Source organism: Microbacterium sp. 8M, from assembly GCF_902506375.1.
Classification (GTDB): domain Bacteria; phylum Actinomycetota; class Actinomycetes; order Actinomycetales; family Microbacteriaceae; genus Microbacterium.
This window is the reverse complement of the sequence record NZ_LR733284.1, coordinates 2,914,222-2,941,082: the sequence shown is the minus strand read 5'-3', so window position 1 is coordinate 2,941,082 and position 26,861 is coordinate 2,914,222. Positions and strand designations below refer to the sequence as shown.

The 26,861-nt window shown below is 71.7% G+C and carries 23 protein-coding genes and 1 riboswitch; of the genes, 5 read left to right on the top strand and 18 right to left on the bottom strand.

Annotation, left to right across the window (positions count from 1 at the left end; all coding sequences use genetic code 11):
* Positions 1-43 precede the first annotated feature (43 nt).
* Complete coding sequence (gene nagA, locus AERO9AM_RS13970; protein ID WP_159576689.1) at positions 44-1,219, bottom strand: N-acetylglucosamine-6-phosphate deacetylase; 1,176 nt, start codon at positions 1,217-1,219, stop codon at positions 44-46.
* 241 nt (positions 1,220-1,460) lie between these two features.
* Positions 1,461-1,543, top strand: a riboswitch (ZMP/ZTP riboswitch).
* 34 nt (positions 1,544-1,577) lie between these two features.
* Here nagA and glyA point away from each other — a divergent pair.
* On the top strand, positions 1,578-2,852 hold the full coding sequence (glyA, locus tag AERO9AM_RS13965) for a serine hydroxymethyltransferase (RefSeq protein WP_159576688.1): 1,275 nt from the start codon (positions 1,578-1,580) through the stop codon (positions 2,850-2,852).
* Positions 2,849-3,739: a bifunctional methylenetetrahydrofolate dehydrogenase/methenyltetrahydrofolate cyclohydrolase gene (locus AERO9AM_RS13960; protein WP_159576687.1), complete on the top strand. Its 891-nt coding sequence runs from the start codon at positions 2,849-2,851 to the stop codon at positions 3,737-3,739. Before glyA ends, AERO9AM_RS13960 begins: the two co-directional genes overlap by 4 nt.
* Positions 3,740-3,823: 84 nt before the next feature.
* Here the strand turns inward: AERO9AM_RS13960 and AERO9AM_RS13955 are convergent, their stop codons facing one another.
* The 11 genes from AERO9AM_RS13955 to AERO9AM_RS13905 all read right to left on the bottom strand — a co-directional run bounded on the left by AERO9AM_RS13955 (position 3,824) and on the right by AERO9AM_RS13905 (position 15,653).
* A complete protein-coding gene (locus tag AERO9AM_RS13955; RefSeq protein WP_159576686.1) occupies positions 3,824-4,363 on the bottom strand; it encodes a hypothetical protein in 540 nt (179 codons plus the stop codon).
* Positions 4,364-4,410: 47 nt separating this feature from the next.
* Complete coding sequence (locus tag AERO9AM_RS13950) at positions 4,411-5,613, bottom strand: HupE/UreJ family protein (RefSeq protein WP_159576685.1); 1,203 nt, start codon at positions 5,611-5,613, stop codon at positions 4,411-4,413.
* 18 nt (positions 5,614-5,631) lie between these two features.
* Positions 5,632-6,363, bottom strand: a complete 732-nt coding sequence (locus AERO9AM_RS13945) for a DUF6882 domain-containing protein (RefSeq protein ID WP_159576684.1) — start codon at positions 6,361-6,363, stop codon at positions 5,632-5,634.
* Positions 6,364-6,459: 96 nt separating this feature from the next.
* Positions 6,460-7,701 (bottom strand): MFS transporter, encoded by a 1,242-nt coding sequence (locus AERO9AM_RS13940; RefSeq protein WP_442923259.1) that lies wholly within the window; start codon positions 7,699-7,701, stop codon positions 6,460-6,462.
* Between the two features lie 105 nt (positions 7,702-7,806).
* Positions 7,807-8,781: a hypothetical protein gene (locus tag AERO9AM_RS13935; RefSeq protein WP_159576682.1), complete on the bottom strand. Its 975-nt coding sequence runs from the start codon at positions 8,779-8,781 to the stop codon at positions 7,807-7,809.
* A gap of 140 nt (positions 8,782-8,921) precedes the next feature.
* Positions 8,922-9,725, bottom strand: a complete 804-nt coding sequence (locus AERO9AM_RS13930; RefSeq protein ID WP_159576681.1) for an HpcH/HpaI aldolase family protein — start codon at positions 9,723-9,725, stop codon at positions 8,922-8,924.
* Positions 9,710-10,498: a 2-keto-4-pentenoate hydratase gene (locus AERO9AM_RS13925; protein WP_159576680.1), complete on the bottom strand. Its 789-nt coding sequence runs from the start codon at positions 10,496-10,498 to the stop codon at positions 9,710-9,712. The genes AERO9AM_RS13930 and AERO9AM_RS13925 overlap by 16 nt, the downstream gene beginning before the upstream one ends.
* Positions 10,495-11,661, bottom strand: a complete 1,167-nt coding sequence (hpaD, locus tag AERO9AM_RS13920; protein ID WP_159576679.1) for a 3,4-dihydroxyphenylacetate 2,3-dioxygenase — start codon at positions 11,659-11,661, stop codon at positions 10,495-10,497. Before hpaD ends, AERO9AM_RS13925 begins: the two co-directional genes overlap by 4 nt.
* Before the next feature lie 106 nt (positions 11,662-11,767).
* Positions 11,768-13,318, bottom strand: a complete 1,551-nt coding sequence (gene hpaE / locus AERO9AM_RS13915; RefSeq protein WP_159576678.1) for a 5-carboxymethyl-2-hydroxymuconate semialdehyde dehydrogenase — start codon at positions 13,316-13,318, stop codon at positions 11,768-11,770.
* 77 nt (positions 13,319-13,395) lie between these two features.
* The gene (locus tag AERO9AM_RS13910) at positions 13,396-14,133 is read right to left on the bottom strand and encodes a GntR family transcriptional regulator (protein WP_159576677.1); all 738 of its coding nucleotides are present in this window, start codon (positions 14,131-14,133) and stop codon (positions 13,396-13,398) included.
* Complete coding sequence (locus AERO9AM_RS13905; RefSeq protein WP_159576676.1) at positions 14,130-15,653, bottom strand: fumarylacetoacetate hydrolase family protein; 1,524 nt, start codon at positions 15,651-15,653, stop codon at positions 14,130-14,132. The genes AERO9AM_RS13910 and AERO9AM_RS13905 overlap by 4 nt, the downstream gene beginning before the upstream one ends.
* A gap of 167 nt (positions 15,654-15,820) precedes the next feature.
* Between AERO9AM_RS13905 and AERO9AM_RS13900 the strand changes: the two genes are divergently transcribed.
* Positions 15,821-17,218 (top strand): MFS transporter, encoded by a 1,398-nt coding sequence (locus tag AERO9AM_RS13900; protein WP_159576675.1) that lies wholly within the window; start codon positions 15,821-15,823, stop codon positions 17,216-17,218.
* A 25-nt stretch (positions 17,219-17,243) separates the two neighbouring features.
* On the opposite strand, the gene AERO9AM_RS13895 is transcribed toward AERO9AM_RS13900, so the two are convergent.
* Positions 17,244-17,954 (bottom strand): TetR/AcrR family transcriptional regulator C-terminal domain-containing protein, encoded by a 711-nt coding sequence (locus AERO9AM_RS13895; RefSeq protein WP_159576674.1) that lies wholly within the window; start codon positions 17,952-17,954, stop codon positions 17,244-17,246.
* A 92-nt stretch (positions 17,955-18,046) separates the two neighbouring features.
* Between AERO9AM_RS13895 and AERO9AM_RS13890 the strand changes: the two genes are divergently transcribed.
* Complete coding sequence (locus AERO9AM_RS13890; RefSeq protein WP_159576673.1) at positions 18,047-19,228, top strand: FAD-dependent monooxygenase; 1,182 nt, start codon at positions 18,047-18,049, stop codon at positions 19,226-19,228.
* A gap of 15 nt (positions 19,229-19,243) precedes the next feature.
* Here the strand turns inward: AERO9AM_RS13890 and AERO9AM_RS13885 are convergent, their stop codons facing one another.
* On the bottom strand, positions 19,244-19,969 hold the full coding sequence (locus AERO9AM_RS13885) for an IclR family transcriptional regulator (protein ID WP_159576672.1): 726 nt from the start codon (positions 19,967-19,969) through the stop codon (positions 19,244-19,246).
* A gap of 154 nt (positions 19,970-20,123) precedes the next feature.
* Here AERO9AM_RS13885 and AERO9AM_RS13880 point away from each other — a divergent pair, with 154 nt between their 5' ends.
* Positions 20,124-21,992: an FAD-dependent monooxygenase gene (locus AERO9AM_RS13880; protein WP_159576671.1), complete on the top strand. Its 1,869-nt coding sequence runs from the start codon at positions 20,124-20,126 to the stop codon at positions 21,990-21,992.
* 204 nt (positions 21,993-22,196) lie between these two features.
* Here AERO9AM_RS13880 and AERO9AM_RS13875 read toward each other — a convergent pair whose 3' ends face one another.
* The 4 genes from AERO9AM_RS13875 to AERO9AM_RS13860 all read right to left on the bottom strand — a co-directional run.
* Positions 22,197-23,843 (bottom strand): thiamine pyrophosphate-binding protein, encoded by a 1,647-nt coding sequence (locus tag AERO9AM_RS13875; protein WP_159576670.1) that lies wholly within the window; start codon positions 23,841-23,843, stop codon positions 22,197-22,199.
* Between the two features lie 215 nt (positions 23,844-24,058).
* Complete coding sequence (locus AERO9AM_RS13870) at positions 24,059-25,582, bottom strand: ATP-dependent DNA ligase (RefSeq protein WP_159576669.1); 1,524 nt, start codon at positions 25,580-25,582, stop codon at positions 24,059-24,061.
* A 60-nt stretch (positions 25,583-25,642) separates the two neighbouring features.
* Positions 25,643-26,062: a pilus assembly protein CpaE gene (locus AERO9AM_RS13865; RefSeq protein ID WP_159576668.1), complete on the bottom strand. Its 420-nt coding sequence runs from the start codon at positions 26,060-26,062 to the stop codon at positions 25,643-25,645.
* Between the two features lie 52 nt (positions 26,063-26,114).
* On the bottom strand, positions 26,115-26,861 hold a 747-nt coding region (locus AERO9AM_RS13860; protein ID WP_201298648.1), incomplete at its 5' end, for a dihydrolipoamide acetyltransferase family protein.

The following is a 26,861-nucleotide window of genomic DNA, read 5'->3' as shown; positions in this document are numbered from 1 at the left end:
CGGCCCCGGGTCGGATCCCGGGCTCAGGCCGAATCGGGGACGTTCAGCGGCGCAGGGCCGCACCCGTCCAGACGGTCGCGACGTCCAGGTCGGCCGTGAGCAGCACCGCATCGGCCAGCCGACCGGGCGTGAGCTGGCCCAGCTGCGCATCGACGCCGATCGCCCGCGCGGGCGTGCGGGTGAGGGCGTCGACCGCGTCCTGCAGCGGCACTCCGGCCTCGACGGCGCGGCGCAGCGCGACGTCCTGCGTGAGCGTGGAGCCGGCGATGGAGCCGCTGTCCACGCGTGCGACCCCGTCCCGCACCGTGACGTGCAGCGATCCCAGCATGTAGTCGCCGTCTGCGGCGCCTGCGGCAGCCATCGCGTCGGTGACCAGCGCGACCCGCCCCGGCGCCTCGTCGAACAGGAGCTTGATCACGTGCGGGTGCAGGTGGATGTTGTCCGCGATCGCCTCGAGCGTGACGCGTTCGTCGTGCGCCGCCGTGAGCACCGGTCCGGGGTTGCGGTGGTGCAACGGGCGCATCGCGTTGAAGGCGTGCGTGAGGATCGTCGCCCCCGCGTCGAAGGCGGCGCGCAGCGTGTCGTCGTCCGCGTCGGTGTGCCCGACCGCGGCCGCAGCGCCCGCGGCGACGACGAGCCGGATCGCCGCCATACCGCCGGCGAGCTCCGGCGCCAGCGTGACCTGGCGCACCGTGCCGCGGCCGGCGTCGAGCAGGCGCTGGACGTCGGCCGGCTCCGGCAGTCGCAGCAGCTCCGGGTCGTGCGCGCCCTTGTGGCCCGGGTCGAGGAAGGGGCCCTCCAGGTGAGAGCCGAGGAGGTCGTGCTCGGTGTCCATCAGGTCGGCGACCATGCCGACGCGCGCGGCGAGCTGATCCAGGGGCGCCGTGATCAGGGAGACGACCGCGCGCGTGGTGCCGTGCGTGCGGTGCATGGCGCGGGCTGTGCGGATCGCGTCGGCGCCGTCGTCGAAGGCGGCGTTCGCGCCGCCGTGGCCGTGGATGTCGACGAAGCCGGGAGTGAGGATCGCGCCTTCTCCCGCCGCCTCGCGCGCGTCGATCACGGTGTCGGCAGGCGCCCAGTCGGATCCGGTTCCGCGCGCGACGATCGTTCCGTCCTCTGCGCGGATCCAGCCGTCCTCGACGTCGGTTGCACCTGAGACGATCCGGGCGGAGTGGATGACGAGGGAGCCCCGGGCGGAGCTCTCGGCGCGGGCGGTCATGCGATCTCCTCGGAACGGATGGTCGTGGCCGGTCGGTGCGAGGATGCGGCGAGCGCCGTCGCATCATGCAGGACCATGAACAAAACTTACCGCGCCGCCGCGCCTCTGCGGGAACGGGCCGGGAACGGGTTCTGCGGCGGGCGCACTGCTCGAGGCCTGTCTATCCGGTGAATCCTGGAGCGCGGGTCCCGCTGCCCCGTCACGTCATCACCCTCGGGATCCGCATCCCGATCGGGTAGGCTCGTGATGTCGCGACTGGCGTCTGGGTGGGTCACCACCGGGGAGCGACCGTCATGGATTCGACCGCGCGCCTGGGCCGATGAGCACCCTTCTCTCGCAACCGTCAAAGGAGCACGCCATGACCGACCGTTTCTTCAACGCGCCTCTCGCCGAGGTGGATCCTGAGATCGCCCAGGTCCTCGACCGGGAGCTCGCCCGCCAGCAGACCTTCCTCGAGATGATCGCATCCGAGAACTTCGTCCCCGTCTCCGTGCTGCAGGCGCAGGGCTCGGTGCTGACCAACAAGTACGCCGAGGGCTACCCCGGCCGCCGCTACTACGGCGGCTGTGAGGAGGTCGACGTCGCCGAGGAGCTCGCGATCTCCCGTGCCAAGGAGCTGTTCGGCGCCGAGTTCGCGAACGTCCAGCCGCACTCGGGCGCGACCGCGAACGCCGCCGTGCTGCACGCCATCGCCCGCCCCGGCGACACCCTGCTCGGCCTCTCCCTCGACCAGGGCGGCCACCTCACGCACGGCATGAAGATCAACTTCTCCGGCCGGCTCTACGACATCGTCGCGTACGGCGTGAACCCGGAGACCTCGACCATCGACATGGACGAGGTGCGCCGCCTCGCCCTCGAGCACAAGCCGAAGGTCATCATCGCGGGCTGGTCGGCCTACCCGCGCACCCTCGACTTCGCCGCGTTCCGCGAGATCGCCGACGAGGTCGGCGCCCTCCTGTGGGTCGACATGGCGCACTTCGCGGGTCTCGTGGCCGCGGGCCTGCACCCGAACCCGGTGCCGCACGCACACGTGGTCTCCTCGACCGTGCACAAGACCATCGGCGGCCCCCGCTCCGGCTTCATCCTCACGAACGACCCCGAGATCGCGAAGAAGATCAACTCCGCCGTCTTCCCGGGCCAGCAGGGCGGTCCGCTCATGCACGTGATCGCCGCCAAGGCCACGGCGTTCAAGATCGCCGGCACCCCCGAGTTCAAGGAGCGCCAGGAGCGCGTGCTGCGGGGTGCAGCCATCATCGCGGACCGGCTCTCGCAGCAGGACGTGAAGGACGCCGGCATCGCGGTGCGCTCCGGCGGCACCGACGTGCACCTCGTGCTCGTCGACCTGCGCGACGCGGCGATCGACGGCAAGCAGGCCGAGGACCTGCTGCACGACATCCACATCACGGTGAACCGCAACGCGGTCCCGAACGACCCGCGCCCGCCGATGGTCACCTCGGGTCTGCGCATCGGCACCCCGGCCCTGGCCACCCGCGGCTTCGGCGACGCCGAGTTCACCGAGGTCGCCGACGTGATCGCGCTGGCGCTGCAGCCGGGCGCCGACGTCGAGGCCCTGCGCGCCCGCGTGGACGCGCTCGCCGCCGCCTTCCCGCTCTACCCGGACCTCGTGCAGTGACGGCTCGGATCCTCGACGGCAGGGCCGCTGCGGCGGAGATCAAGGCCGAGCTCACCGAGCGGGTCGCCGCGCTGAAGGAGAAGGGCGTGGTGCCCGGCATCGCGACCGTGCTCGTCGGCGCCGACCCGGCCTCGCAGCTGTACGTCGGCATGAAGCACAAGCAGTCCGAGGCGATCGGGATGAACTCGATCCAGCGCGAGCTGCCGGCGGACGCCTCGCAGGCGGACGTGGAGGCGCTGATCGACGAGCTCAACGCGGACCCGGCGTGCCACGGCTACATCGTGCAGCTGCCCCTGCCGAAGCACCTCGACACCGATGCGATCCTGGAGCGGATCGACCCGGCCAAGGACGCGGACGGGCTGCACCCGACCAACCTCGGCCGGCTCGTGCTCAACGTGAACGCGCCGATCCGCACCCCGCTGCCGTGCACGCCGCGGGGCGTGATCGAGCTGCTGCTTCGCAACGACTACGACCTCAAGGGCAAGCACGTCGTGGTCGTCGGGCGGGGTGTCACGATCGGCCGCCCCATGGGCCTGCTGCTGACGCGCCGTGACATCAATGCCACCGTCACCCAGGTGCACACCGGAACCCCGGACATGTCGCCGTACCTGCGCGAGGCCGACGTCATCGTCGCGGGAGCGGGCGTGAAGCACCTCATCCGCGCGGAGGACGTCAAGCCGGGCGCAGCCGTGCTCGACGTGGGCGTGACGCGGGAGACGGATCCGGAGACCGGCAAGAACAAGGTCTACGGCGATGTGGAACCGGCGGTCGCCGAGGTCGCCGGCTGGCTCTCGCCGAACCCGGGAGGCGTGGGCCCGATGACGGTCGCGCTGCTGATGACCAACGTGGTCGAGGCCGCCGAGCGCGCCGCGGGCATCACCCGCTGACCTCTTGCCGAACGGGCGGATCCGACACCTCGTCGGATCCGCCCGTTCGGCGTGCGGGGGCCGGTCGCCGGCCGAGCTGGTGCGTCAGCCGAGCTCGTCGAACATCCGCCGCTGCTCCGGCGTGAGCCCGTCGTAGAGTTCCTTGCGGGCGTCGGACGTCGCCGCGGAGGACGCGGCGGACGGCGCGGGCGAACCCGCTCCCGGGCGGCCCGAGCGGGATCCGGAGATCCGCGCCTCGGCGGCGTCGTAGAGCGCGCCCGCCCTGCGGGCCAGCGCATCGTCGATCTGGTCGTAGACGACCCAGCCGATCAGCAGGATGACGGGCGGGAGGATCCAGCCCCAGACGTTGCCGGCGCGCACCCCGCTCAACGACACCGTGAGGATCCACACGACCAGCTCGACCGCGAACACCGCGAGATACTGCACGAGCTTGGTGCCGCCGGCCGACATCGAGGTCGCCACCCGCGACAGCACCGGCTTGAGGAACAGGGTCGCGACCGTGAGGATCACCGCGGCCCAGAGCGCGTGCAGGCCGACCCGCGCGGGAGTGAGCCAGCCGATCACGAGCAGCACCACGACGTTGAACACGTAGAGCGACGCGAACCGCACGATGAGATTCTTCATGCCTCCACCCTGTCACGCGGGGGAACGGGCGGGTAGGCGGCGACCGCTCAGGGCGTGCCGGGGATCCCGAGCATGCGCATCCCGAACCAGAGCACGCCCAGCAGCAGCACCGCCGCGGTGACCACGACGCCCAGCGCCGTCGCGGTGCGCGGCATCCGGCGGCGCAGCAGCGCCAGCGGAGGGAAGACGACGAGGATGACCGCCAGCTGGACGGCCTCGATGCCGAGGTTGAACACGAGCAGCGACCACAGCAGGGTCCACGACCAGGGCTCGGTGATGTTCAGCGCGCTGGCGAATCCGAGCCCGTGGATGAGCCCGAAGCCGAACACGATCCCGAGCCGCAGCAGCGACGCCCCGCGGGAGGGCGCGGGGGACGGCATCCCGCGGCGCACCGCGGCCCGGCGCAGCCGCTCCTCCCAGAGGTGCCAGGCGGCGACCGCGGCGATCGACAGGGCGATCGCGGGCTCCACCACGTTGGCGCCGACGTGCACGGCACCGAGGGCCGCGAGCAGGAACGTGATCGTGTGCGCCACCGTGAAGCAGGTGGCCGCGAGAACCAGGTCGCGCAGCCGCCGGGAGCTGATGATGAGTGCGACCAGGAAGAAGATGTGGTCGACACCGGTGAGCAGATGCTCCGCGCCGAGGAGGAAGAACTCGGCGAAGCGCTCCGTCCAGGGCTGCGCGGTGGAGAACCGCGGATGGGTGCGGTCCAGGACGGCGCTGCCGCTGCGGCCGTCCAGGGCGTAGGTCACGATGGTCTTGGTGTCCTTGACCATGCCCTCCGAGTCGGGGAACAGCGTGCTGCGCACCACGACCGCGCCGCGGTGCGCGACGGCGCAGGTGTAGCGGACCGTGAACCGGGCGTAGTCGGTGGCATCCCGGCTGTGGAACTGGGCGGGACCGTCCGCCCGCGGAAGGCACGCGCCGCCGCCGTCCACGGCGACGGTGAAGCGCGCCGTCGTGTAGGCGAGGATCGCCGATGCGTGCCCCGCCAGCACCTGGTTCTCCGTGCCCGGCCGAGCGTGCTCGATCGCGTCGGTGAACAGCCCGGGATCCTTCTCCGCCCGAGCGGCGGAGGCGCTGAGCAGCGGGTACTGCAGGTCGAACCGCACCCGCACGTCAGTGCCGCTCGTCGCGGACAGGTCGGCGTACGCCACGGTCGTCACATGTGCGTCAGCCGGGCGGGGCAGCAGCAGCACCGCCGCAGCGAGGAGCGCGAGAAGGAGCGCGCCGCGCGATACGGTGCGCATCCGGGCGCCGGATCCGGATCAGCCCTGCGCAGTTTGGCCGAGCGTGGACTCGACCCCGGCGATGCGCGCGAACTCGTCGAAGCGGAAGGTCGCGCTGCCGCTCGCGTCGCTCACGACGGCGCCCGAGTAGGCCTCGTCGGACCACTGCATGCTCCAGCCGGCCAGGCGTGCCAGATCCCAGACCGAGGAGCGCGCATCGGACAGCGACAGCTCCGGCAGGATCCGGGGCAGGGCGGTCACGGCGTCGGCCACGGTGAGGGCGGGCAGCGGCGCGTCCAGCAGGAACACGGCACGGGTGCCGCTGCCGACCGGCGCCGAGTAGTACGGCGACCGCCCGGTGATCTCCTCGGCGATCGCGCCGACCTGGTGCGCGGCAGCCGAGATCCAGCCGTCCAGGTCCGCGTCGGCCTCGGCCGGGAACGGCAGCTCGGGCTGCGACAGCTCGGCGATCGAGTAGGTGGTGCCGTACTCGCGCAGGCCGGCGATCTGCGGGTCGGATCCACCCTGGGGATGCGCCCAGGCCCACATCAGGGAGCGGGGACCGGGGGCGATCGTCGCGACGAGCGAGGCGCGCGCGACGATCCGGCGGCTCGGATCCGCCTCGGATGTGAAGGTGAGGGTGCCGGCAGCGAGATCGACGTCCCAGCGGTGCTCGCCCAGCGCGTCGGTCGCGGCGACCAGCTGGTCCTGGCGGAGGGCGGCGAACAATGCCGCGCGGTCGGCGAGAGGCGCGAGAGCGGGGAAAGTCATGCGTTCATCCTGCCGTCCCCGCCTATGAATGCGCCAGTTCGGGCGGATGCGAATGCGCCGGTTCCTTCGTGTGGCGGAGGCGCGGCCGGGGCGCGGTCAGGCGACCGGTGCGTGCTCGGCGGGAGCGACGACCCGCCGCCCCATGCGCCAGATGCTCGGGACGGCCATCGTGCCGAGGGCGATGACGGCGTACACGAGGGCGGATCCGATCATGAGCGCCGTCACGTCGACGCGGGCGATCAGCCACCCGAACGCGAGCGTGCCGATCGGCATCGCGATGAAGCTCCCCAGCATGTCGTAGCTGGAGACCCGCGAGAGCTTCTCCTCGGGGATCTGCTCCATCATCGTGACGTTCCACCCGGTGCTGAATACCTCGACGCCGGCGCCCGCGACGAGCGCCGCCACGACCAGCAGCGGCACCGCCGGATGCAGGCCGAGGAGCGTGAGCGGGATCGCTACCGCGCTCATCCCGAGCATCCCCAGCCGCAGCGGCCGCCGCAGGGGCACCCAGAGCAGCAGCAGGGTCATCAGCAGCACTCCGGCGCCCTCGGCGCTGACGACCCAGCCCCAGCCGGCGATGCCGAGGAGCGGGTCGTTCTTGGCGATGTAGGGACCGGCCACGCCCCAGGCGCCGACGTGGATCGCGTTGAGCACCATGAACGCGAGGACGACGATCCACAGCCACGGGCGGGACCAGAACTCGCGCCACCCATCGTGGAGGTCGCGGAACAGACTCGTGCGCTCCCCGCGGACGGGCGGGGGCAGGCGCACCATCGCGAGGAACACGATCGCGACGGCCCAGCCCGCGGCCTGGAGCACCATGACCCAGGCGGGGCCGGCGAGGGCGACGATCCCGCCGGCGACGACCGGGCCCGCGATCGTCGTCGCGGACCGCGCGAACGACAGCAGCGCGTTGGCCTGCTGCAGGTGCCCCGGCGTGGTCAGCTGCGGGATGATGCCCTGCATGGCCGGCATCACGAACGCCGCGGAGGCGCCGTTCACCGCGGCGAGAGCGGCCAGCACCGGCACGGTCGCGGTGCCCGTGAACAGCAGCGCCGCGGTCGCGCCGATCGAGAGGATGTCGACGACGTAGCTGGTCTGGATCACGACGGCGCGCGGCAGCCGGTCGGCGACGACGCCGCCGAGCAGCAGGAACACGATGTTGGCGACCGTGAACGCGGTGAGCACGATCGAGAGGGCGCCCGCGTCGTTGTCGATCCCGAGTACCGCGAACGCGAGGGCGATCGACGACATCGAGCCCGTGATCAGCGTGACCGTGCGCGCCAGGAAGAACCAGCGGAATCCCCGATCCCGCAGTGCCGCGACGCCCACCCTCACTCTCCCCATCCTGCCAGCTCTCCGCCCCTCGGTTCGAAGCGCGCAAATGGCTGCATCTGAGGGCTCGATGCAGCCATTTGCGCGCTTTGAAACCGATCGCGCCCGTCACCGGGGCCGGCGGAGGGCGGTGGCGACGCGATGGATCAGCGTCTCGGGGCTTCTCAGCAGCGGTGCGGTCACCTCGATGACGACCCAGCCCGCTGCGCGCAGCGCTGCGATCCTCTCCACATCGGCGGCCCACGTCGCGCCGTGCGTCATGCCGAGGTACTCGATCGCCACCTTCTGGTCGGGGTACGCCATGTCGACGCAGCCGAGGAAGCGGCCGGTGTCGTCGCGCACGTCGACGTTGAGCCGCGGCTCGGGAAGTCCTGCGTCCACCAGAAGGCAGCGCACCAGGCTCTCCCGGGGCGACCACGAGTCCTCCCGGATCCGCGGCAGGGCCGCCCGCAGCCGGTCGGCTCCGAGGCGGCGCCCGACGCCGAGCATCGCCCGCAGGTCGGCTGTCGTCGCCAGCGGCGGCTTCCCGGGAGTCGGCCGACCGTACCCGTGCCGCCACTGTCGGCAGAAGTAGTCGCCGAGTGCGATCAGGTCGTACAGCGAGAGTGCCCCGAGCGATGCCCAGGTGGCAGCGGGGGAGGAGACGCGGAGCCGGTCGTGTTCGCTGATCTCGGTGAAGCTCGCACGAGTGCGGTGGCCGATGACTCCGGTAGTCCGCGGTTCGGCGAGCGGTCCGAGTGCGCTGACATGCGGGCGGAGGTCGTCTGCGATCCGCCCGTCCTCTGCGAACTCGAGAGGCAATGGTCCGCCCCAGATCGCCGCCGCGGTGTGGTGACTGAAGAAGTGCCCCGTATGCAAGCGCGGCGCGTACTCGCGGGCCCGTGCGATCCGTATCAGTTGTTGACGCCGATACGGATCCTCCGCGTCGGTATCGAAGGCTGCCTCGGCCGCGATCCGGACTCCGAAGAACGGCGCGCGAAGATCGGAGCCGCGCATCCGGGACCGGCTGACGCCGTGCCGGCGCGCGAGCGCGGTGGAGAACTCGCCGCCGAGCTCATCGGGAAGGTCCGTCGTGCGTCCCATTCGGCCACCCTGCCGCCTGATCGGTCCTCCTCGCCGAAGTTATCCCCAGCCCAGGTGCCCTCACCCGGTTCGAAGCGCGCAAATGGCTGCATTTGCGGCTCGGATGCAGCCAAGTGCGCGCTTTGAAACCGGGATCCGGGTCAGTAGCTGGCGGCGGGCCCGGAGTCGGGGGAAGGCAGGAACCGGGCCGCGAGGGCTTCGGAGGCTCGGGCGAGCAGGGCCACGTCCGCGCCCACGGCGACGAACGCCGCGCCGGCGGCGATGTACGCGTCGGCGGCTGCGGGATCGAACGCGTTCACGCCGACCGGCTTGCCTGCGGCGGTGACCGCGGCGAACACGCGCTCGACCGCGGCGACCACGTCGGGGTGCGTCTGCTGTCCGAGCAGCCCCATCGAAGCGGCGAGGTCGGACGGCCCGACGAACACGGCGTCCACGCCGTCGACCGCGGCGATCTCGGAGGCTGCGGCGGCGCCCGCCGTGGTCTCGATCTGCACCGTCAGCGACACGTGCTGCGCGGCGTCGCGGAGATAGCCGTCAACGCGGTTCCAGCGGGCGCTGCGTGCGAGGGCCGAGCCCACCCCGCGCACCCCCTCGGGCGGATACCTCGTGGCCGAGACAGCGGCGCGCGCCTCCTCGGCGGAGGACACCATCGGCACGATGAGGTTCTGCGCCCCGAGGTCGAGCACCTGCTTGATGACCACCGGGTCGTTCCACGGCACCCGCACCAGCGGCGCGATCGGGTACGCCGCCGCGACCTGCAGCTGCACCTGCAGCGTGTCCAGGGTGTTCGCGGAGTGCTCCCCGTCGATCAGCAGCCAGTCGAGACCGGATCCGGCCGCGATCTCGGTGACGAGCGGGCTGCCGGTGCACGCCCACATGCCGATCAAGGGGCGGTCGGCGCCGGCGAGGCGCTCTCGGAACGTCGGGCTCAGACGAAGCGGCATTCGATGACTCCCATGGGCCCATAGTCGCAGCGCACCTCGTCGCCGCGCGACACCCACATCGGCCGGGTGAAGGATCCGGCCAGGATGATCTCCCCGGCCTCGAGGCGCGCGCCGTGCTGGTGGAACTTGTTCGCGAGCCACGCGACGCCGGTCGCGGGGTGCCCGAGCACGCCCGCGGCGACGCCGGTCTCCTCGATCTCGCCGTTGCGGCTGAGCACGCCGGGCACCCAGCGCAGGTCGATCTCGTCGGGGCGCTTGTGCACGGTGCCGAGCACCATCGCCCCGTAGGCGGCGTTGTCGCTGATGGTGTCCACGATCGTGCGCCCCTCCAGCTCGATGTGCGAGTTCAGCACCTCGAGCGCGGGGACGGCGTAGTCGATCGCGGCCAGCGCGTCCTCGAGGGTGCAGTCGGGGCCGGAGAGCGGCTCCTTGAGCACGAACGCCAGCTCGACCTCGATGCGCACGTTCGAGAAGTTCTCGGTGGGGATCTCGGATCCGGACGGGTACACGGTGTCGTCGAACATGACGCCGTAGTCCGGCTCGGTGATGCCCGTCGCCTGCTGCATCGCCTTCGAGGTGAGGCCGATCTTGCGCCCCACCAGGGTGCGCCCGGCGGCGACCTGGGCATCGCGCCAGACACCCTGGATCGCATAGGAGTCCTCGACCGTCGCCTCGGGATGCCGCGCGGTGATCCGCGGGATCACACCGTGCGTGCGGTCGGCCTCGGCGAGCTCGGCGGCGAGCTCGGCGATCGTCTCCGGCGCGAGGCTCACAGCTGGTGCCCGAGCTTGTACTCGCCCTGCTTCCACTCCGGCATGGACTCCTCGCCCTCGTCGGCGCGGGTGTAGCTGAACCCGTCGGCGCCGATCGTGACGGCCATCTCGCTGGAGTCGGTGCGCGCGACGACCGGCTGCGGGTTGCCGTCCAGATCGAGCACGAGCGAGGCGTCGGTGTACCACGAGGGTACGACGGGGTTGCCCCACCAGTCGCGGCGCTGGTTGTCGTGCACGTCCCAGGTGACGACCGGGTTGTCGGGGTCGCCCGTGTAGTAGTCCTGGGTGTACACCTCGACGCGGTGGCCGTCGGGGTCGCGCAGGTACAGGTAGAACGCGTTGGAGACGCCGTGGCGGCCGGGGCCGCGCTCGATCGCGTCGGAGCGGCGCAGGGCTCCGAGTTTGTCGCAGATGGCGAGGATGTTGTGCTTCTCGTGGGTCGCGAAGCACACGTGGTGCATGCGCGGGCCGTCGCCGCCGGTCATGGCGGTGTCGTGCACGGTGGGCTTGCGTCGCATCCACGCGGCGTAGACGGTGCCTGCCTCGTCCTGGATGTCCTCCGTGACGCGGAAGCCGAGATCCTGCATGTACTTGACGGCGCGCGGCACGTCGGGAGTGACCTGGTTGAAGTGGTCAAGGCGCACGAGCTCGCCGGGGATGTGCAGGTCGTAGCGCCAGCTCATCCGCTCGACGTGGTCGGTCTGGTGGAAGAACTCGTACGGGAAGCCGAGCGGATCGGCGACCCGCACCGAGTCGCCGATGCCCTTCACGAAGCCGTCGGGGTTGCGGCGCACGTCGCAGCCCAGCTCCGTGTAGAACTCGACCGCGCGGTCGAGGTCTTCGGGGGTGCGCACCCGGTAGGAGAACGCGGCGACAGCCGCGACCGGGCCCTTGCGCAGCACGAGGTTGTGGTGGATGAACTCCTCCGTGGAGCGGAGGTAGATCGTGTTCTCGTCCTCCTCGGTCACGTACAGGCCGAGCACGTCGACGTAGAACACCCGCGAGGCGGCGAGGTCGGTGACGACGAGTTCCATGTAGGCGCAGCGGAGCACGTCCGGCGGGCTCGCCTGGGGCGTCGGGATGGGGTTGTCGGTGGCGATGGGCGCCTCCTGGCTGGTGTAGAAGCCCGAGGAGGTGAGCGTCATGTCGGCGCGGTTGGTCATGTCAGCGTCCTTGCTAGATGTTCGAGGGTGGAGGCGGTCCCTGAGCCGGTCGAAGGGATCCGGCGGCCGGATCGGGCGCCTCGACAGGCTCAGCGACCGAGCGGGCTCAGCGGGGATCCGGGTCGTCGATGTCGGTCTCGGTGTGCGCCTCCGAGTCCGGGTCCTGCTTGCCGAACGTCGGGTTGTGCGGTGCGCCGAGCGTGATGTGCACGCTCTGCTGGTCGGTGTAGAAGTCGATCGAGCGGTAGCCGCCCTCGTGGCCGAGACCGGACGCCTTCACGCCGCCGAACGGGGTGCGCAGGTCCCGCACGTTGTTCGAGTTGAGCCAGACCATGCCGGCCTCGACGGCCTGGGCGAAGTTGTGCGCGCGCTTGAGGTCGTTCGTCCAGATGTAGGCGGCCAGGCCGTACTTGGTGTTGTTGGCGAGCGCGAGCGCCTCCTCTTCGGTGTCGAAGGGCGTGATCGCGACGACCGGGCCGAAGATCTCCTCCTGGAAGATGCGCGCGTCGGGCGAGACGTCGGCGAACACCGTCGGGGCGACGTAGTTCCCCTCTGCGAAGCCCTCGGGGCGGCCGCCGCCGGCGACCAGGCGCCCCTCGGTCTTGCCGATCTCGACGTAGCTCATCACCTTCTCGTAGTGCTCGGGGTGCACCAGCGCGCCGACCTCGGTGGACGGGTCGTGCGGGTGGCCGACCTTGACGCGCTTCGCCTGCGCCGCGTACTTCTCCACGAACTCGTCGTACACCTCGCGCTGCACGAGGATCCGGGATCCGGCCGTGCAGCGCTCGCCGTTCAGCGAGAACACCCCGAAGATGCAGGCGTCGATCGCGGTGTCCAGATCCGCGTCGGCGAACACGACGGCCGGGCTCTTGCCGCCGAGCTCCATCGACAGGCCCTTGAGGAACGGCGCTGCGTTGCCGAAGATGATCTGGCCGGTGCGGCTCTCCCCGGTGAAGGAGATGAGCGGCACATCGGGGTGCTTGACGAGGGCGTCGCCCGCATCCTCGCCGAGGCCGTTGACGAGGTTGAAGACGCCCTTCGGCAGTCCCGCCTCCTCGAAGATGCCCGCCCACAGCGAGGCCGACAGCGGCGTGAACTCGGCGGGCTTGAGCACGACCGTGTTCCCGGTCGCGAGCGCGGGGCCGAGCTTCCACGACTCGAGCATGAAGGGCGTGTTCCACGGGGTGATGAGCCCGGCGACGCCGATCGGCTTGCGGTTGACGTAGTTCATCTGCTTGCCGGGCACCTTGAAGGCGTCGTCGGACTGGGCGACGATCAGGTCGGCGAAGAAGCGGAAGTTCTCGGCGGCGCGGCGGGCCTGGCCGAGCGCCTGGGTGATGGGGAGCCCGGAGTCGTAGGACTCGAGCTCGGCGAGGCGGGCGTCGCGCGACTCGACGATGTCGGCGATCCTGTGCAGCACACGCGAGCGCTCGCGGGGGAGCATGCGCGGCCACGGGCCCTCGTCGAAGGCGCGCTTGGCGGCGGCGACGGCCTTCTCGATGTCGGCCTTCTTGCCGGCCGCGGCGTGGGCGTAGGTCTCGTTCGTGACCGGGTTGAGCACCTCGAAGGTGTCGCCGTCGATCGAATCGACGAACTCGCCGTCGATGTAGTGCTGGATCCTCGTGGGGAGGTCGGCGGGGGTGTAGGCCTCGGTCATCATCGTCCTTCCGGGTGGTGCGGGTGGTCTGGTGGGTGTCGCGGGTCGCTTCGACAGGCTCAGCGATCGGCGGCGGGTCAGGAGAGGGGTTCGGCGGCCGACTCGGGGTGACGGGCGGCGAGGAAGGCGTCGAGTGTGCGCCACCGGTGGTTGCGGGCCGCCAGCTCGATCTCGAGCGGATCCGCACCGCTGCGGATCAGGTCCACGATCTGCGTGTGCTCCTCGACGGAGTGCTCCGCCCGTCCGGGTACGAACGCGAAGGTCGACTCCCGGATCCCGCTGAGCCGAGCCCAGCCGCGCTGCACGAGATCCAGGATGTGCGGGTTGGGGCAGGGTTCGTAGAGCACGGAGTGGAACTGGCGGTTCAGCTCGGTGAAGCGGTGCGCGTCGAAGCTGTCGAGCAGGCGCGCCATGCGGTCGTTGATCTCGAGCGCCGCGTCCAGCGCGGTCTCGTCGAGCAGCGGCGCCGACAGCGCCGTGGCCGCGCCCTCGACGAGCCCCAGGGTCTGCATCGTGTGCGCGTATTCGCTCTCGTCGACGAGCGTGACCCGGGCGCCGACGTTGCGCTCGAACGTGACCAGGCCCTCGGCCTCGAGCCGGCGGATCGCCTCGCGCACGGGGACCACGCTCATGCCCAGCTCGTCGGCGATCGTGCCCAGCACGAGCCGGAACCCCGGGCCGAAGGCGTGAGAGGCGATGCGCGCACGGATCCACGCGTACGCCTGCTCCGACTTGCTGCCGGCGCCCTGCGTCGGTTCCTGAGCGAGCGGAGCGAGACGAAGGGCGCTGTGCGCGCTCAGGAGCCGGTCGGTCATCGGGTGACCTCGCCGCCCATTCCGTGCGCGGCGTCGTACTTCGCGCGCCACTCCGCGTTCATCGGGAACAGACCGTCGACCGGATGACCGGCCTCGACCTGCTCGGCGATCCACGCGTCCTCCTCCTCCTGGGCGAGGGCCGCGTCGGCGACCTCCTCGGCCAGAGCAGGGGGGATGACGATCACGCCGTCGCCGTCGCCGACGATGATGTCGCCCGGCTGCACCGCGGCCCCTCCGCAGGCGACCGTGACGTCGACCTCCCACGGCACGTGCTTGCGCCCGAGCACCGAGGGGTGCGCGCCCTGCGAGAAGACCGGGAGGCCGATCTCTGCGACGGCGGCGAAGTCGCGCACGCCGCCGTCGGTCACCACGCCGGCCGCTCCGCGGGCCTTGGCGCGCAGGGCGAGGATGTCGCCGAGCGTCCCGGTGGTGGCATCGCCGCGGGCCTCGATCACGATGACCTCGCCCTCCTCGACGGCGTCGAAGGCGCGCTTCTGCGCGTTGTAGCCGCCGCCGTGGCTCGCGAAGAGGTCTTCACGAGCGGGCACGAAGCGCAGCGTCTTCGCCGTGCCCACGATCTTCGCCCCGGGCAGGTTGGCAGAGACGCCGTCGATGAAGCACGCGTGCAATCCCCGCTTGCGCAGCTGCGCGCTGAGGCCCGCCGTCGGGGCCGCGAGGAGCTTGTCGCGCAGGGCGGCGTCGAGCTTTCCGGTCCCTGAGCTCGTCGAAGGGCCCTGGCGGGGAGTCGTCGCGTCGACGGGCTCAGCGAGCGGTTCGAGGCCCGCTTCCTCGCGCGAGCCCCAGGCCTCCGCGCGCTGCAGGTCGTCGACGGCGGGAAGGGATCCGAGTGCCCCGTCGAAGGGCACCTCGCCCTGCACGACGGTCGTGCGCAGCTCGCCCGAGGTGAACGTCTGCGGGGAGTGCGGTGCATCGACCTCGACCACGACGACATCGCCGGGGACGATCACGCTGGAGCCGGCCGGCGTGCCGGTGAGGATCACGTCTCCGGGCTCGAGGGTGAAGTGCTGGGAGAGGTCGGCGATGAGCTGCGGCAGCGGGAAGAGCAGGTCGCCGGTCTCGCCGTCCTGGCGCAGGTCGCCGTTCACCCAGGCGCGCACGCGCAGGGCGCCCGGGTCCACCTCGGCGGCGGGGATGAGGTCGGGGCCGAGCGGGGTGTAGCCGTCGCCGCCCTTGGAGCGCACGTTGGAGCCCTTGTCGTTCGCGCGCAGGTCGTAGAGCCCGAGGTCGTTCGCGGCGGTCACCCAGGCGACGTGCGACCACGCGTCCGTCACGCTCACGCGCCGCGCGGCGGTGCCGATGATCAGGGCGATCTCGCCCTCGAAGGCGAGCAGCTCCGTGCCGGCCGGGCGCTCCACGACGCCGTCGGTGCCGGCGATCGACGACGACGGCTTGAAGAAGTAGGACGGCGCCGCCGGAATGCGGCCGCGCTGCTCCGCACGGGAGCGGTAGTTGAGGTGGATCGCGATGATCTTGCCGGGCCGGTCGATCGGTGCGGGCATGGGCGCCTCCTCGCGCGGACGGGGCCAGGGCGGTGTCCCTTGGCGTCGTATCCGAAATCGTATATCATCATGCCGAGCCCGGCAAGCAATGGATCCGGATCCGCTTCAGGATCCCTCCGGCCGATCCGCCCGGGTCACGACGACGTCGTCACGACAAGGAGAACGCAATGTCCGCAGAATCCTCACAGCGCCCGCCGGCGGAGGGCTTCACGCCCACCGGCACCATCGCCTCGGCAGCCGACCGGCGCAGGGTGGTCTTCGCCACCGTCATCGGCACCACGGTCGAGTGGTACGACTTCTTCATCTACGCGTTCGCGGCCGGCGTCGTCTTCGCGAACCTGTTCTTCGAGCCGATGGGCAAGGAGTTCGCGCAGATCGTCTCCTTCTTCACCGTCGGCGTGAGCTTCCTGTTCCGTCCGCTCGGCGCCTTCCTCGCCGGACATTTCGGCGACAAGCTCGGCCGGCGTCCGATGCTCGTGATCACGCTGCTGCTCATGGGCGCGTCGACCACGCTCGTCGGCCTGCTCCCCACCCATGCCGTCATCGGCGTGTGGGCGCCCATCCTGCTGATCCTGCTGCGCGTGCTGCAGGGCATCTCCGCGGGCGGCGAGTGGGGCGGCGCGGTGCTCATGGCCGTCGAGCACGCGCCCAAGCGCAAGCGGGGCCTGTTCGGCGCGGCGCCCCAGATCGGCGTGCCGATCGGTCTGCTGCTGGCCTCGATGGTGCTCGCGCTCATGGCGCAGCTCGCGCACGGTGAGGCGTTCCTCGTGTGGGGCTGGCGCGTGCCGTTCCTGCTCTCGATCGTGCTCATCGGCGTCGGCTACTGGGTGCGCCGCCGGGTGTCGGAGAGCCCGGTGTTCACCGAGATCGCCGAGCGCAAGGAGGAGACGCGCATGCCGATCGTGCAACTGCTGCGTCATCACCTGCCGCTCGTGATCGTCGCCGCCCTCGTGTTCGCCGGCAACAACGCCGTCGGCTACATGACCACCGGCGGCTACGTGCAGCACTACGCGACCGACCCGGAGGGGCCGATCAAGCTCAACCCCGGCCCGGTGTTCTGGGTGGTGGCGCTCTCGGGCGTGAGCTGGCTGCTGTTCACCTGGTTCGGCGGGTGGATCTCCGACAAGCTCGGTCGTCGCACGACCTACATCATCGGCTGGATCCTGCAGCTGGTCGGCGTGGTGCTGCTCTTCCCGCTGACGAACCTCGGCACCGCGGCCTCGCTGGCCGCGGCCCTCGTGATCCTCTCGATCGGCCTCGGCTTCACGTACGGTCCGCAGGCGGCCCTGTATGCCGAGCTGTTCCCTGCCTCGATCCGCTTCTCCGGGGTGTCGATCTCCTACGCGCTCGGCGCGATCCTCGGCGGCGCCTTCGCTCCGCTCATCGCCCAGGCGATCTTCCAGAACACGCATTCCACGGTGGGGATCACCTGGTATCTCGCGGGGATGACCGTGATCGGCCTCCTCGCGACGCTGCTGCTGCGCGACCGCAGCGGCATGCCGCTGGGTCCTGAGGCGGAGGCGGAGCAGGCGGTCAGCCCGATCCGCGGCCTTTCCAAGGCCTGACGCAGCGCGGCGCCTGGGGTCCTCCTCAGGCGCCGCGCTCTGCGATCAGCGCGGCGACGCCGGCCAGGATCCGGCGCACGCCGAACAGGAGCGCGTCGTCCCGCTGCTGTGCGCGGCCGGCCTCGGCGAAGGCGGCCGCCGTGCGCGGGTAGCGCTCGGCGTGCGCGGCGAGCACCGGCTCGAGCCCCGCGGCGAGCTGCTCCTCCGCGGCCGGCGAACCGGCCTGCTGGCGGACCAGCGAGAGCGCATGGCCGGAGAGCAGGGCGAGCAGGTCGAGGCGTTCGCCCGCCGACATCGGCAAGCCCTCTGTGGCGGCGAGCCCCTGCTCGTACCAGGTGAGCTCCTGCGGGCCCGGTGTGTGCGGTCGCTGGGTGAGCTCGACCGACCAGGGCCTTGCGAGCGCCCGGGTGAACAGTTCCACGGTCCACGCCGTCAGCGCTTCCTCCCAGGGCGAGCGGGGGAGTGCGGGCGCCGATCCGAGGGCGCGGTCGAGCATCACGGCATCTAGGTCGGCGCGCGCGGGCACGTACCGGTACAGCGCCATCTTGGTGGTGCCCAGGCCCTCCGCAACGCGCTGCATGGTGACGGCGTCGAGTCCTTCGGCGTCGGCGATCGCGATGGCCGCGTCGGCGATGCCGTCCAGCGTGTGGCGCGGCTTGGGCCCGCGCCGGCCGCTCGCGACCGGGGTCCACAGCACGCCCGGCCGTGCGCCCGCTTCCGGTTCCGCAGCTTTCATGGAGGATCTCCTCGAAGTTATTGCGTCCATCGTACGCCGTTTATTATTGTGTCCTAAAGACGCAGTTACGACGTGGAACGAAGGGCCCTCTCATGGCGACAAGGAAGATCCTCATCTCGGGCGCGAGCATCGCCGGACCTGCACTGGCCGGCTGGCTCGGCCGCAACGGCTTCGACGTGACCGTCGTCGAGAAGGCCGCCGGCATGCGCCCGGGCGGGCAGGCGGTCGACTTCAAGGGGCGCACGCATTTCGAACTCCTGACGCGGATGGGGATCCTCGACGAGGTCCGCATGCATCAGACGGCGAAGACGGACTGGCGGATCGTCGATGAGGCCGACCGGGTCATGGCGGTCGTACCCGGCGAGTTCATCGGCGGCGATCTGGAGATCCTGCGCGGCGACCTGGCCGGGATCCTGCACCGGCACTCCGCAGCCGACGCCGACTTCGTGTTCGGCGACGAGATCACGGCGATGTCGGAGGCGCCGGGCGGGGTCGACGTCGCCTTCGCCGGCCGTTCCGCGGAGCGCTTCGATCTCGTCATCGGCGCGGACGGCGTGCACTCCGCCGTGCGCCGGCTCGCGTTCGGGCCGGAGTCGGAGTTCGTCGCGTCGCACGGGTACTACTACGCGGTCGCGAGCGGCCACGTGCCGCTGGACGGGCTGGAGACGGCGCTGCCGAGCGGGCGCGCCGTCGCCTACGGGCACAGCACGCCGGGTCGGCTGGTGCTGCTCGGCGGGCAGAAGGCGCCGGCCCTGTTCGTGTTCCGCAGCGACCGTGCCGACTACGACCGTCGCGACATCGACTCGCAGCGGGCGTTCCTGGCGGCGGCGTTCGCCGGCGGCGGGTGGCGCACCGCGGCGGCGATCGAGGCGGCGCGGACGGCGCCGGACTTCTACCTCGACGCCCTCACCCGCACGCGCATGTCGGCGTTCACGCGCGGCCGCACCGCCCTGGTCGGCGATGCGGGGTACGCGAACACGCTCGGCGGGTTCGGAACGGGGCTCGCCCTCCTCGGCGCGTACGTGCTGGCGGGAGAGCTCGTCCGCGCCGGAGGGGACCACGAGGCGGCGTTCGCCGCCTACGACCGTCGCATGCGCAAACCCACCCGGATCGCGCGCAGCGGCAACGCGGGGGCCTTCCTGGCGCCGCCGACCGAGCGCCGCATCCGTCTGCGGAACCGCACGTTCACGAACCCGGTCCTGCGGCGCACGATGCTGTGGCTGACCGACGCCTTCGCCACCGACGACAGTATCCCTGACTACCGACTGGCGTGACCGGCGCGGACCGCGTCAGCCGCCGAGCGCCTCGCGGATCGTCGTGGCCGAGCGCTGCAGCCGGCCCGCGATCTCGGTGTCGGTGCGGTCGGTCGCCACGTGCACCACGGCGATCGCGGCAGGGCGCTGCCCGCGCAGCGCGAGCGGCACCGCGACCGACTGCACGGTGGGGATGACCTCGTCGTGGCTCGTCGCGAATCCGGCCAGCCGGGAGCGCGCGACCGCGTCGTGCAGCGCGGAGGGCGCGTCGGCGGGCCACTCCGCCTCGGGCAGCTGCGCGAGGATCGCCTTGCCCGGAGCGCCGACCGTCACGGGGTGCCGTGCGCCGGGGCGCTGCGCCACGCTCGCGACGGTGTGGCGCGGCTCGACGCTGACCAGGGTGATGCACTCGGTGCCGTCCAGGACCGCGAGGAAGCACGTCATGCCGAGCTCGTTCGCGACGGCGGTGAGCTCGGGCAGGGCCTCCGCCTGCAGATCGTGCGCGACCCCGGCGGCGAGCGCGGCCATGCGCGGTCCCAGGGCGACGAGGCCTGCCGCGTCGCGCCCGACCAGGCGGTGGTCCTCGAGGGTGCGCAGGAGCCGGTATGCGATCGAGCGGTGCACGCCGAGGCGCGCCGCGATCTCGTCGATCGAGAGCGGGCCGTGCTCGTCGCCGAGGATCTCGAGGATCCTGATGCCGCGACTGAGGGTCTGCGAGGCGGCGGCGGGCTTGGTCGCCGGTGCGGCGGGGGCGTCGGCCATGGGTCTCCCGTCTTGATCGCCGTCGCGACCTCGGCTAGTCTGTGTTCAATAGTAGAACGTTGTGTTCGAATATAGAACGTGATCGTGGAGTCTGCAAGCATCTCCGCGAACCTGTGCCAAGCCCGACGGCGCCGTCAGGAAGGAATCGACGACGATGCAGTTCCACCACCACGGATACGTGTCCCACGACCCGCGGGTGCTCCCCGCCGCAGGTACCGGCGTCGACCGGCCCGACGAGCTCCCCGATGTCATGGACGTGCTCATCGTCGGCTCCGGCCCCGCCGGCATGCTGCTCGCCGCGCAGATGTCGCAGTACCCGGGTCTCACCACCCGCATCATCGAGAAGCGCGCCGGCCGGCTCGTGCTCGGACAGGCCGACGGGATCCAGCCGCGCAGCGTCGAGACCTTCCAGGCGTTCGGCTTCGCCGAGCGGATCATCGCCGAGGCCTACAACATCGGCTGGATGAACTTCTGGGGCCCGGATCCGGAGAACCCGCAGAACATCATCCGCACCGCCCGCACCGCCGACTACGCCTATGACATCTGCGAGTTCCCGCACCTCATCGTGAACCAGGCGCGCGTGCTCGACTACTTCGCCGAGGCCGCCGCGGACGGTCCGGGGCGCATCCGCCCCGACTACGGCGTCGAGTTCCTCGGGCTCACCGTGCATGACGACGGCGAGTACCCGGTGGAGGTGCGCGCGCGGTACTCGGCGGGGGAGCGGCTCGGCGAGGAGCGCACGATCCGAGCGAAGTACGTCGCCGGCTGCGACGGCGCCCGCAGCGGTGTGCGCGAGGCGATCGGCCGTACGCACGTGGGCGAGATGGCCGCGCACGCCTGGGGCGTCATGGACGTGCTCGTCAACACTGATTTCCCGGACTGGCGCACCAAGTGCGCGATCAACGCCGAGGCCGGGAACATCCTGCACATCCCGCGCGAGGGCGGGTACCTGAGCCGGATGTACATCGACCTGGGCGAGGTCGCCGCCGACGACAACCACGCGGTGCGGTCCACCCCGATCGAGGCGATCATCGCCAAGGCGAACGAGATCCTGCACCCCTATGCGATCGACGTGAAGCAGGTCGCCTGGCACAGCGTGTACGAGGTCGGGCACCGGATCACCGACGGCTTCGACGACACCGGGGAGGACGCCACGCGGCATCCGCGGGTGTTCCTCACCGGCGACGCCTGCCACACGCACAGCGCGAAGGCCGGGCAGGGCATGAACGTGTCGATGCAGGACGGCTTCAACCTGGGCTGGAAGCTCGGCTCGGTGCTGACCGGGCGCGCGCCGGCGGAGCTGTTGTCCACCTACGGCGCGGAGCGGCATCCGGTCGCGCAGCAGCTCATCGACTTCGACCGCGAGTGGTCCTCGCTCATGGCCCGCAAGCCGGAGGAGATCTCGGATCCGCAGGAGCTGGCGACCTTCTACCTGGGCACGGCCGAGTTCCCGTCCGGATTCATGACGCAGTACGGCTCGTCGATGATCGTCGGATCCGACGCGCACCAGGCGCTCGCCGCGGGCTTCCCGCTCGGCAAGCGGTTCAAGAGCGCCGAGGTCACCCGGGTCTCGGACGGCAACGTCATCCACCTCGGCCACCACGCGAGGGCCGACGGGCGCTGGCGTGTGTACGCGTTCGGCGACGCCTCCGGCCGGGGCCTGGACGCCTGGGCCGCAGCCGCCGCGCCCGTGTTCGCGCGCTTCACGCCCGCCGACGGCGACGTCGACGCGGTGTTCGACGTCAAGGCGGTCTACCAGCAGTCCTACGAGGACCTGGACGTCACGACGGCCCCGGAGCTGTTCCAGCCGAAGACCGGCCCGCTGGGTCTCACCGACTGGGAGAAGGTGTACGCCGGGGCGCCCTCGCACTGGTCCAAGAGCGACATCTTCGAGGAGCGCGAGCTCTCCCGCGACGGCGTCGTGGTGGTGGTCCGTCCCGACCAGTACGTCGCCGCGATCCTGCCGCTGGACGGCGTGGACGAGCTGGAGTCGTTCCTCGGGGGCGCCTTCCTCGAGGCCTGACGGGTTTCCCCGGGGAAGCGGACCTCGTCCCGCCGGCAACACCTGGGTGCTGCAGTACATGCCGTGGCGCCGCTGATCGGCTGACCTGTCGGAAAACGGAGGGAGGCGCGGCGTGTCGTCCGCGGAGCGGAGCGCGACACGCCGTGCCTCCCTCCGTTTTCCGACGATGGGCAGGGGTTCGGCTTCGACCCGAATCCCTGCCCGTCAGGAGTTCACGCGGATGATCTCCTGCTGGTACGGCGCGATCACGTCACCCGAGATCCGCAGATCGAGCACGAGGAACCGGCGGGTCGCAGGGTCCTCGGCGGTCCACGTGGCGAGCCGGTCCAGGTCGGCCAGGGTGCGCACGACGACGCCCTCGGCGCCGACGGCCGCGGCGAACGCGGCGAAGTCGACCTCGGGGATGAGCATGGGCTCGCGGGCGAGGCCCTTGAGCCCGTAAAGGTTCACCTCGGCGCCATAGGCGGCGTCGTTCCAGATCACCGCCATGCCACGTCCGGCAGCGGAGCGGACCGCCGATTCCAGGTCGGCGATGGCCATCAGGCCGCCGCCGTCGCCGGAGGTCAGGACCACGGTCGCCTCGGGGCGGGCGCGGGTGGCGCCCACGACGCTGGGCCAGCCCTGGCCGATGGCCTGGAACGCGGTGCCGATCATCATCATCCGGTCGGGCGACGCGACCGGCCAGTACATGTTGGCCCAGCCGATGAAGTGCCCCCCGTCGGACACCACGACGCGGTCCTCGGGCAGCAGCTCGGCGATGCGGCGGGCGGCGGAGCGCGGGTCGAGCCGGCCGTCGGGCGCGGTCTCGTCGCCGGGCTCGTACGCGCGGGCGGCGGCGACGTCGACGCTCTCGCGCCACCCGGAGCCGGCGGCGCCCTCGAGCCGGGCCACCAGCGCCTCGGCCGCGAGCCGTGCGTCGGCGCGGACGAAGCCGCCGACGTGCGCGTGGGTCGCCGCCGGGGCGACGTCGACCTGGAACACCTGCGTGCCGGGGGCGAACAGCGCCCCGAAGCGCATCGTGAACTGGTTGAGCGACGCGCCGAACACGACGGCGACGTCCGCGGTGCGTACGAGCTCCATCGCGCCCTCGGCGCCGAACCCGCCGGTCACGCCGAGATCGAAGCGCTGGTCGGGGAAGACGCCGCGGCCGAGCGCCGAGGTGGCGGTCAGCGCACCGGTCGCCTCGGCGAGGGCGCCCAGGGCGTCGCCGGCGCCGGCGAGCCAGGCGCCGCGGCCGGCGAGCAGGAACGGTCGCTCGGCGGAGCGCAGCGCCTGGGCGATCCGGTCGAGCATGCCCTCGGCGTACTCGCCCTTCGGGGCCGGCGCCGCCGGCACCTGCGGCTGGGGCGCGGCGGGCACCTCTCCGGCCTCCAGGGCCGCGACGTCGTAGGGGATCGCCAGGACCACCGGCACCCGGTAGGTGAGGGCGTGCTCGATCGCGATGACCGTGGTGGCCGCGGCATCGGCCCGGCCCACGGTGTAGGTGCGGGCGCCGACGCCCGAGGCGAGGGCGATCTGGTCCACGTCCCAGGGGCGGGGGCCGCTCGTGGGCTCGTCGCCGACGACGAGCACGAGCGGGATGTGCGCCTGCACCGCCTCGGCGAGGGCGGTGATCGTGTTCGTGAAGCCGGCGCCGTAGGTGCTGGTGGCGGCGGCGATGCGGCCGGAGGCGCGGTAGTGCGCGTCGGCCGCGACGACGGCGCCCTGCTCGTGGCGGACGGCGGTGAAGCCGACCCCGGTCTGCTTCTCGATCGCGTCGAGGAAATAGGCGTTGCCGTTGCCCATCACGCCGAAGACGGCGTCGATGTGCTGGGCGAGGGTGAGGGCGACGTGGGCGGAGACGGTGGGCATGCGGAACGTCCTTTCGAGACGACAACGGAGACAGGATCCGTATGTGTCTCGCCGGAGCGGGTCCCGGCGTTCGTCGGCGGGTCGCTGCGGGCTTCGTGCCCCTTTTTCGAGCACCGGCGCGCCGAGGCGGATGACGCGCGGGCGCCGGACGATGAGATTCTATCGCGGCTGTGTGCGCCGGCCGCTTCCTGAGGTGCTCCGTGTGCGCGCGCGACTCACTCGCGGAGCAGGGCGCGCAGCGTCTGGATCGTGTCGGCGTCTGCGGCCGTCTTGTCGGGGCGGTAACCCTTGACCCGGGCGAAGCGCAACGCGATGCCGCCGGGGTAGCGCGGGGAGTGCTGCACGCCGTCGATGGCGATCTCGACGACGATCTCCGGCCGCAGCAGGACGGCGTGCGCGGTGCGGCGGTCCTCGAAGGCGGGGAAGGTCTCGGTCTGCCAGCGCAGCAGCTCGTCGGTGAGCCCCTTGAAGGTCTTGCCCACCATGACGAAGCCGCCGGGCTCGCCGAACTCGCCCTCCGGATCGCGCGCGCCGAGGTGCAGGTTGGAGAGCCAGCCGCGGCGGCGGCCGGATCCCCATTCCGCGCCGAGCACGACGAGGTCGTAGGTGAGCACGGGCTTGACCTTCACCCAGCTCTTGCCGCGGCGGCCGGCGGTGTAGGCGGATCCGATCGCCTTGACGACGACCCCCTCGTGCCCGGCCGCGAGGGCCTCGCGGGACAGCTGCTCCGCGGCGGCCGGGTCGGCGGTGACCACCCCGGGCATCCGCCAGTCGCCGGCGATGCGGTCGAGCTCGGCGAGGCGCACCGAGAGGGGCTCGTCGATGAGGTCGCGGCCGTCGACGTGCAGCACGTCGAAGAACCACGGCCGCAGCACGAGTTCGCGCGAGACCTCCGCGCCGAAGCGGGACATGGTCTGCTGGAACGGGCGGGGGCCGCCGTCCTCGTCGAGGGAGAGCGTCTCCCCGTCGAGGATGAGGTCGTGCGCCGGCAGCGCACGCACGATGTCGACGATCTCCGGGAGCCGGTGCGTGACGTCCGCGAGGCTGCGCGTGTAGATGCCGACGTCGTCGCCGCGCCGGTGCACCTGGATCCGGGCGCCGTCGAGCTTGTACTCGACCGACGCTTCGCCGGTGATCTCCAGCGCCGCGGTCGGCGTCGCGGCGGTCGCGGCGAGCATCGGCAGCACCGGGCGCCCCACCGCCAGCCCGACCGCCTCGAGGTCCTCCTCCGTGCCGGTGAGGGCGACCACGGCGGTCGTTCCGAGGTCGCCGGAGAGCATCGCCGCCCGCCGCACCGCGGCGACAGGGCGCTCCGACGCCTTCGCGACCGCGTCGAGCAGCACGCCGGCGAGCGCTCCCGTGCGCAGCTCGCCGAGCATCGCCCGGGCGAGGAGGTCCCACTCCTCGGTCGTCGCGTGGGCGGCGAGGCGGCCGAGCAGCGCTGCGCGCGCCGCGGCCGACCCGGATCCGGAGACCGCGGCCAGCTCGTCCAGCGTGCGATCGACCTCTGCGATGGAGAGCGTCGGCTCAGCGGCATGCGCCACATCGACGGCCATGAGACCGCGCCAGCCGACGCCGAGGCGACCCTGTCGCGGGGACGCCAGGAGCAGCCCCATGACCGGGACGATGTCGTCCGTGTCGGCGCGCCGCAGCAGCCGCGCCAGCGTGTCGATCTTCGCCAGGCGGGACGACGTCGCCGCCACCTCGTCGGTCGCGGCGACCAGCTCTGCGAGCTTCATGTCGGCATTCTCGCACCGGCCTCCGACATCGGCCCGGCACCTGGTTCGCCGCAGGCCCTCTCAGCGCGAACGCGCGATGAGCTCCAGGAGGGCGCGGCCGTACGCCTCGGACGGATCCGGATGCTCGAACGGGAGCAGCTCGCCGGCGATCTCGATCTCGACGCGGAAGGTGTCCTCCTCCCGGACGAGGTGGCGGAACGTCCCGCGCAGCAGCTCGCGCAGCTGGTCCTCGCGCGGCAGCCACACTGCTCCGGAGAGCGGGACCGCATCCAGCGCCCACTCGGTCGTGCCGTTGAAGGCGAGATCGACGCCGCTCGGGGTGCGCCGCGCGTCGATCGTCATCCCGCTCACGGTGTAGACGTCGGCCTCCGCTTCCAGCTCCACCTCGTCGGGGAGGTCGAGTTGGAAGCGGTCGCCCTCGGCCGGATGCCAGACGAGACCGGCGGCGCGCAGCTCCAGCGCCAGTTCGCGCGTGATCACGGCCGCATCCTCGGGAAGCTCATCGACTGAGCGTATCGAGGAGTCGCACCGCTCAGCGCACCCGGCCGAAGGCGCGCGCCGGATGCTCCAGCAGCTCCATCACGCGACGCAGGAACGCGGCCGCGTAGCCGCCGTCGCACACACGGTGGTCGAACACGAGGGAGAGCTGCGCGATGCGGCGGGCGACGATCGCCCCGTCGACGACCCACGGCCGCTCGATCATCCGGCCGATGCCGAGGATCGCGACGTCGGGGTGATTGATGATCGCGGCGGATCCGTCCACGCCCAGGCCGCCGTAGTTGTTGAGGGTGAACGTGGATCCGCGCAGCCGCTCCGGCGGCATGGATCCGGCCCGGGCGGTCGCGGCGAGCTCGCGCAGCGCCGCGTCGAGCTCGTCGACGCTGAGCTCGTGCGCCCGCGGGATCACCGGCACCAGGAGGCCGCGGTCGGTGTCGGCCGCGACGCCGAGGTTCACGCCGTCGAAGGACACGATCTCGGTCGCGTCGTCGCTGAGCCGCGACGCCAGCAGCGGGTGCTCGGCGAGCGCGATGAGCACGAAGCGCGCGACGAGCGCCGTGATGGACGGCGCTCGCCCTCCCTCGGGCGCCATCGCGGCGCGCAGGTTCCAGAGCTCGGTGACGTCGACGTCGACCCACACCGTCGCCTCGGGGATCTCGGCCCGGCTGCGCGTGAGCTTGGCGCTCACCGCCTTGCGCAGCGGCGACATGCGCTCCCGCGATGTGACGGAGAGTCCGTCGACCGTCCCAGCGGGCGCGGGCGCGGGTGCGGGGGCGGGGGC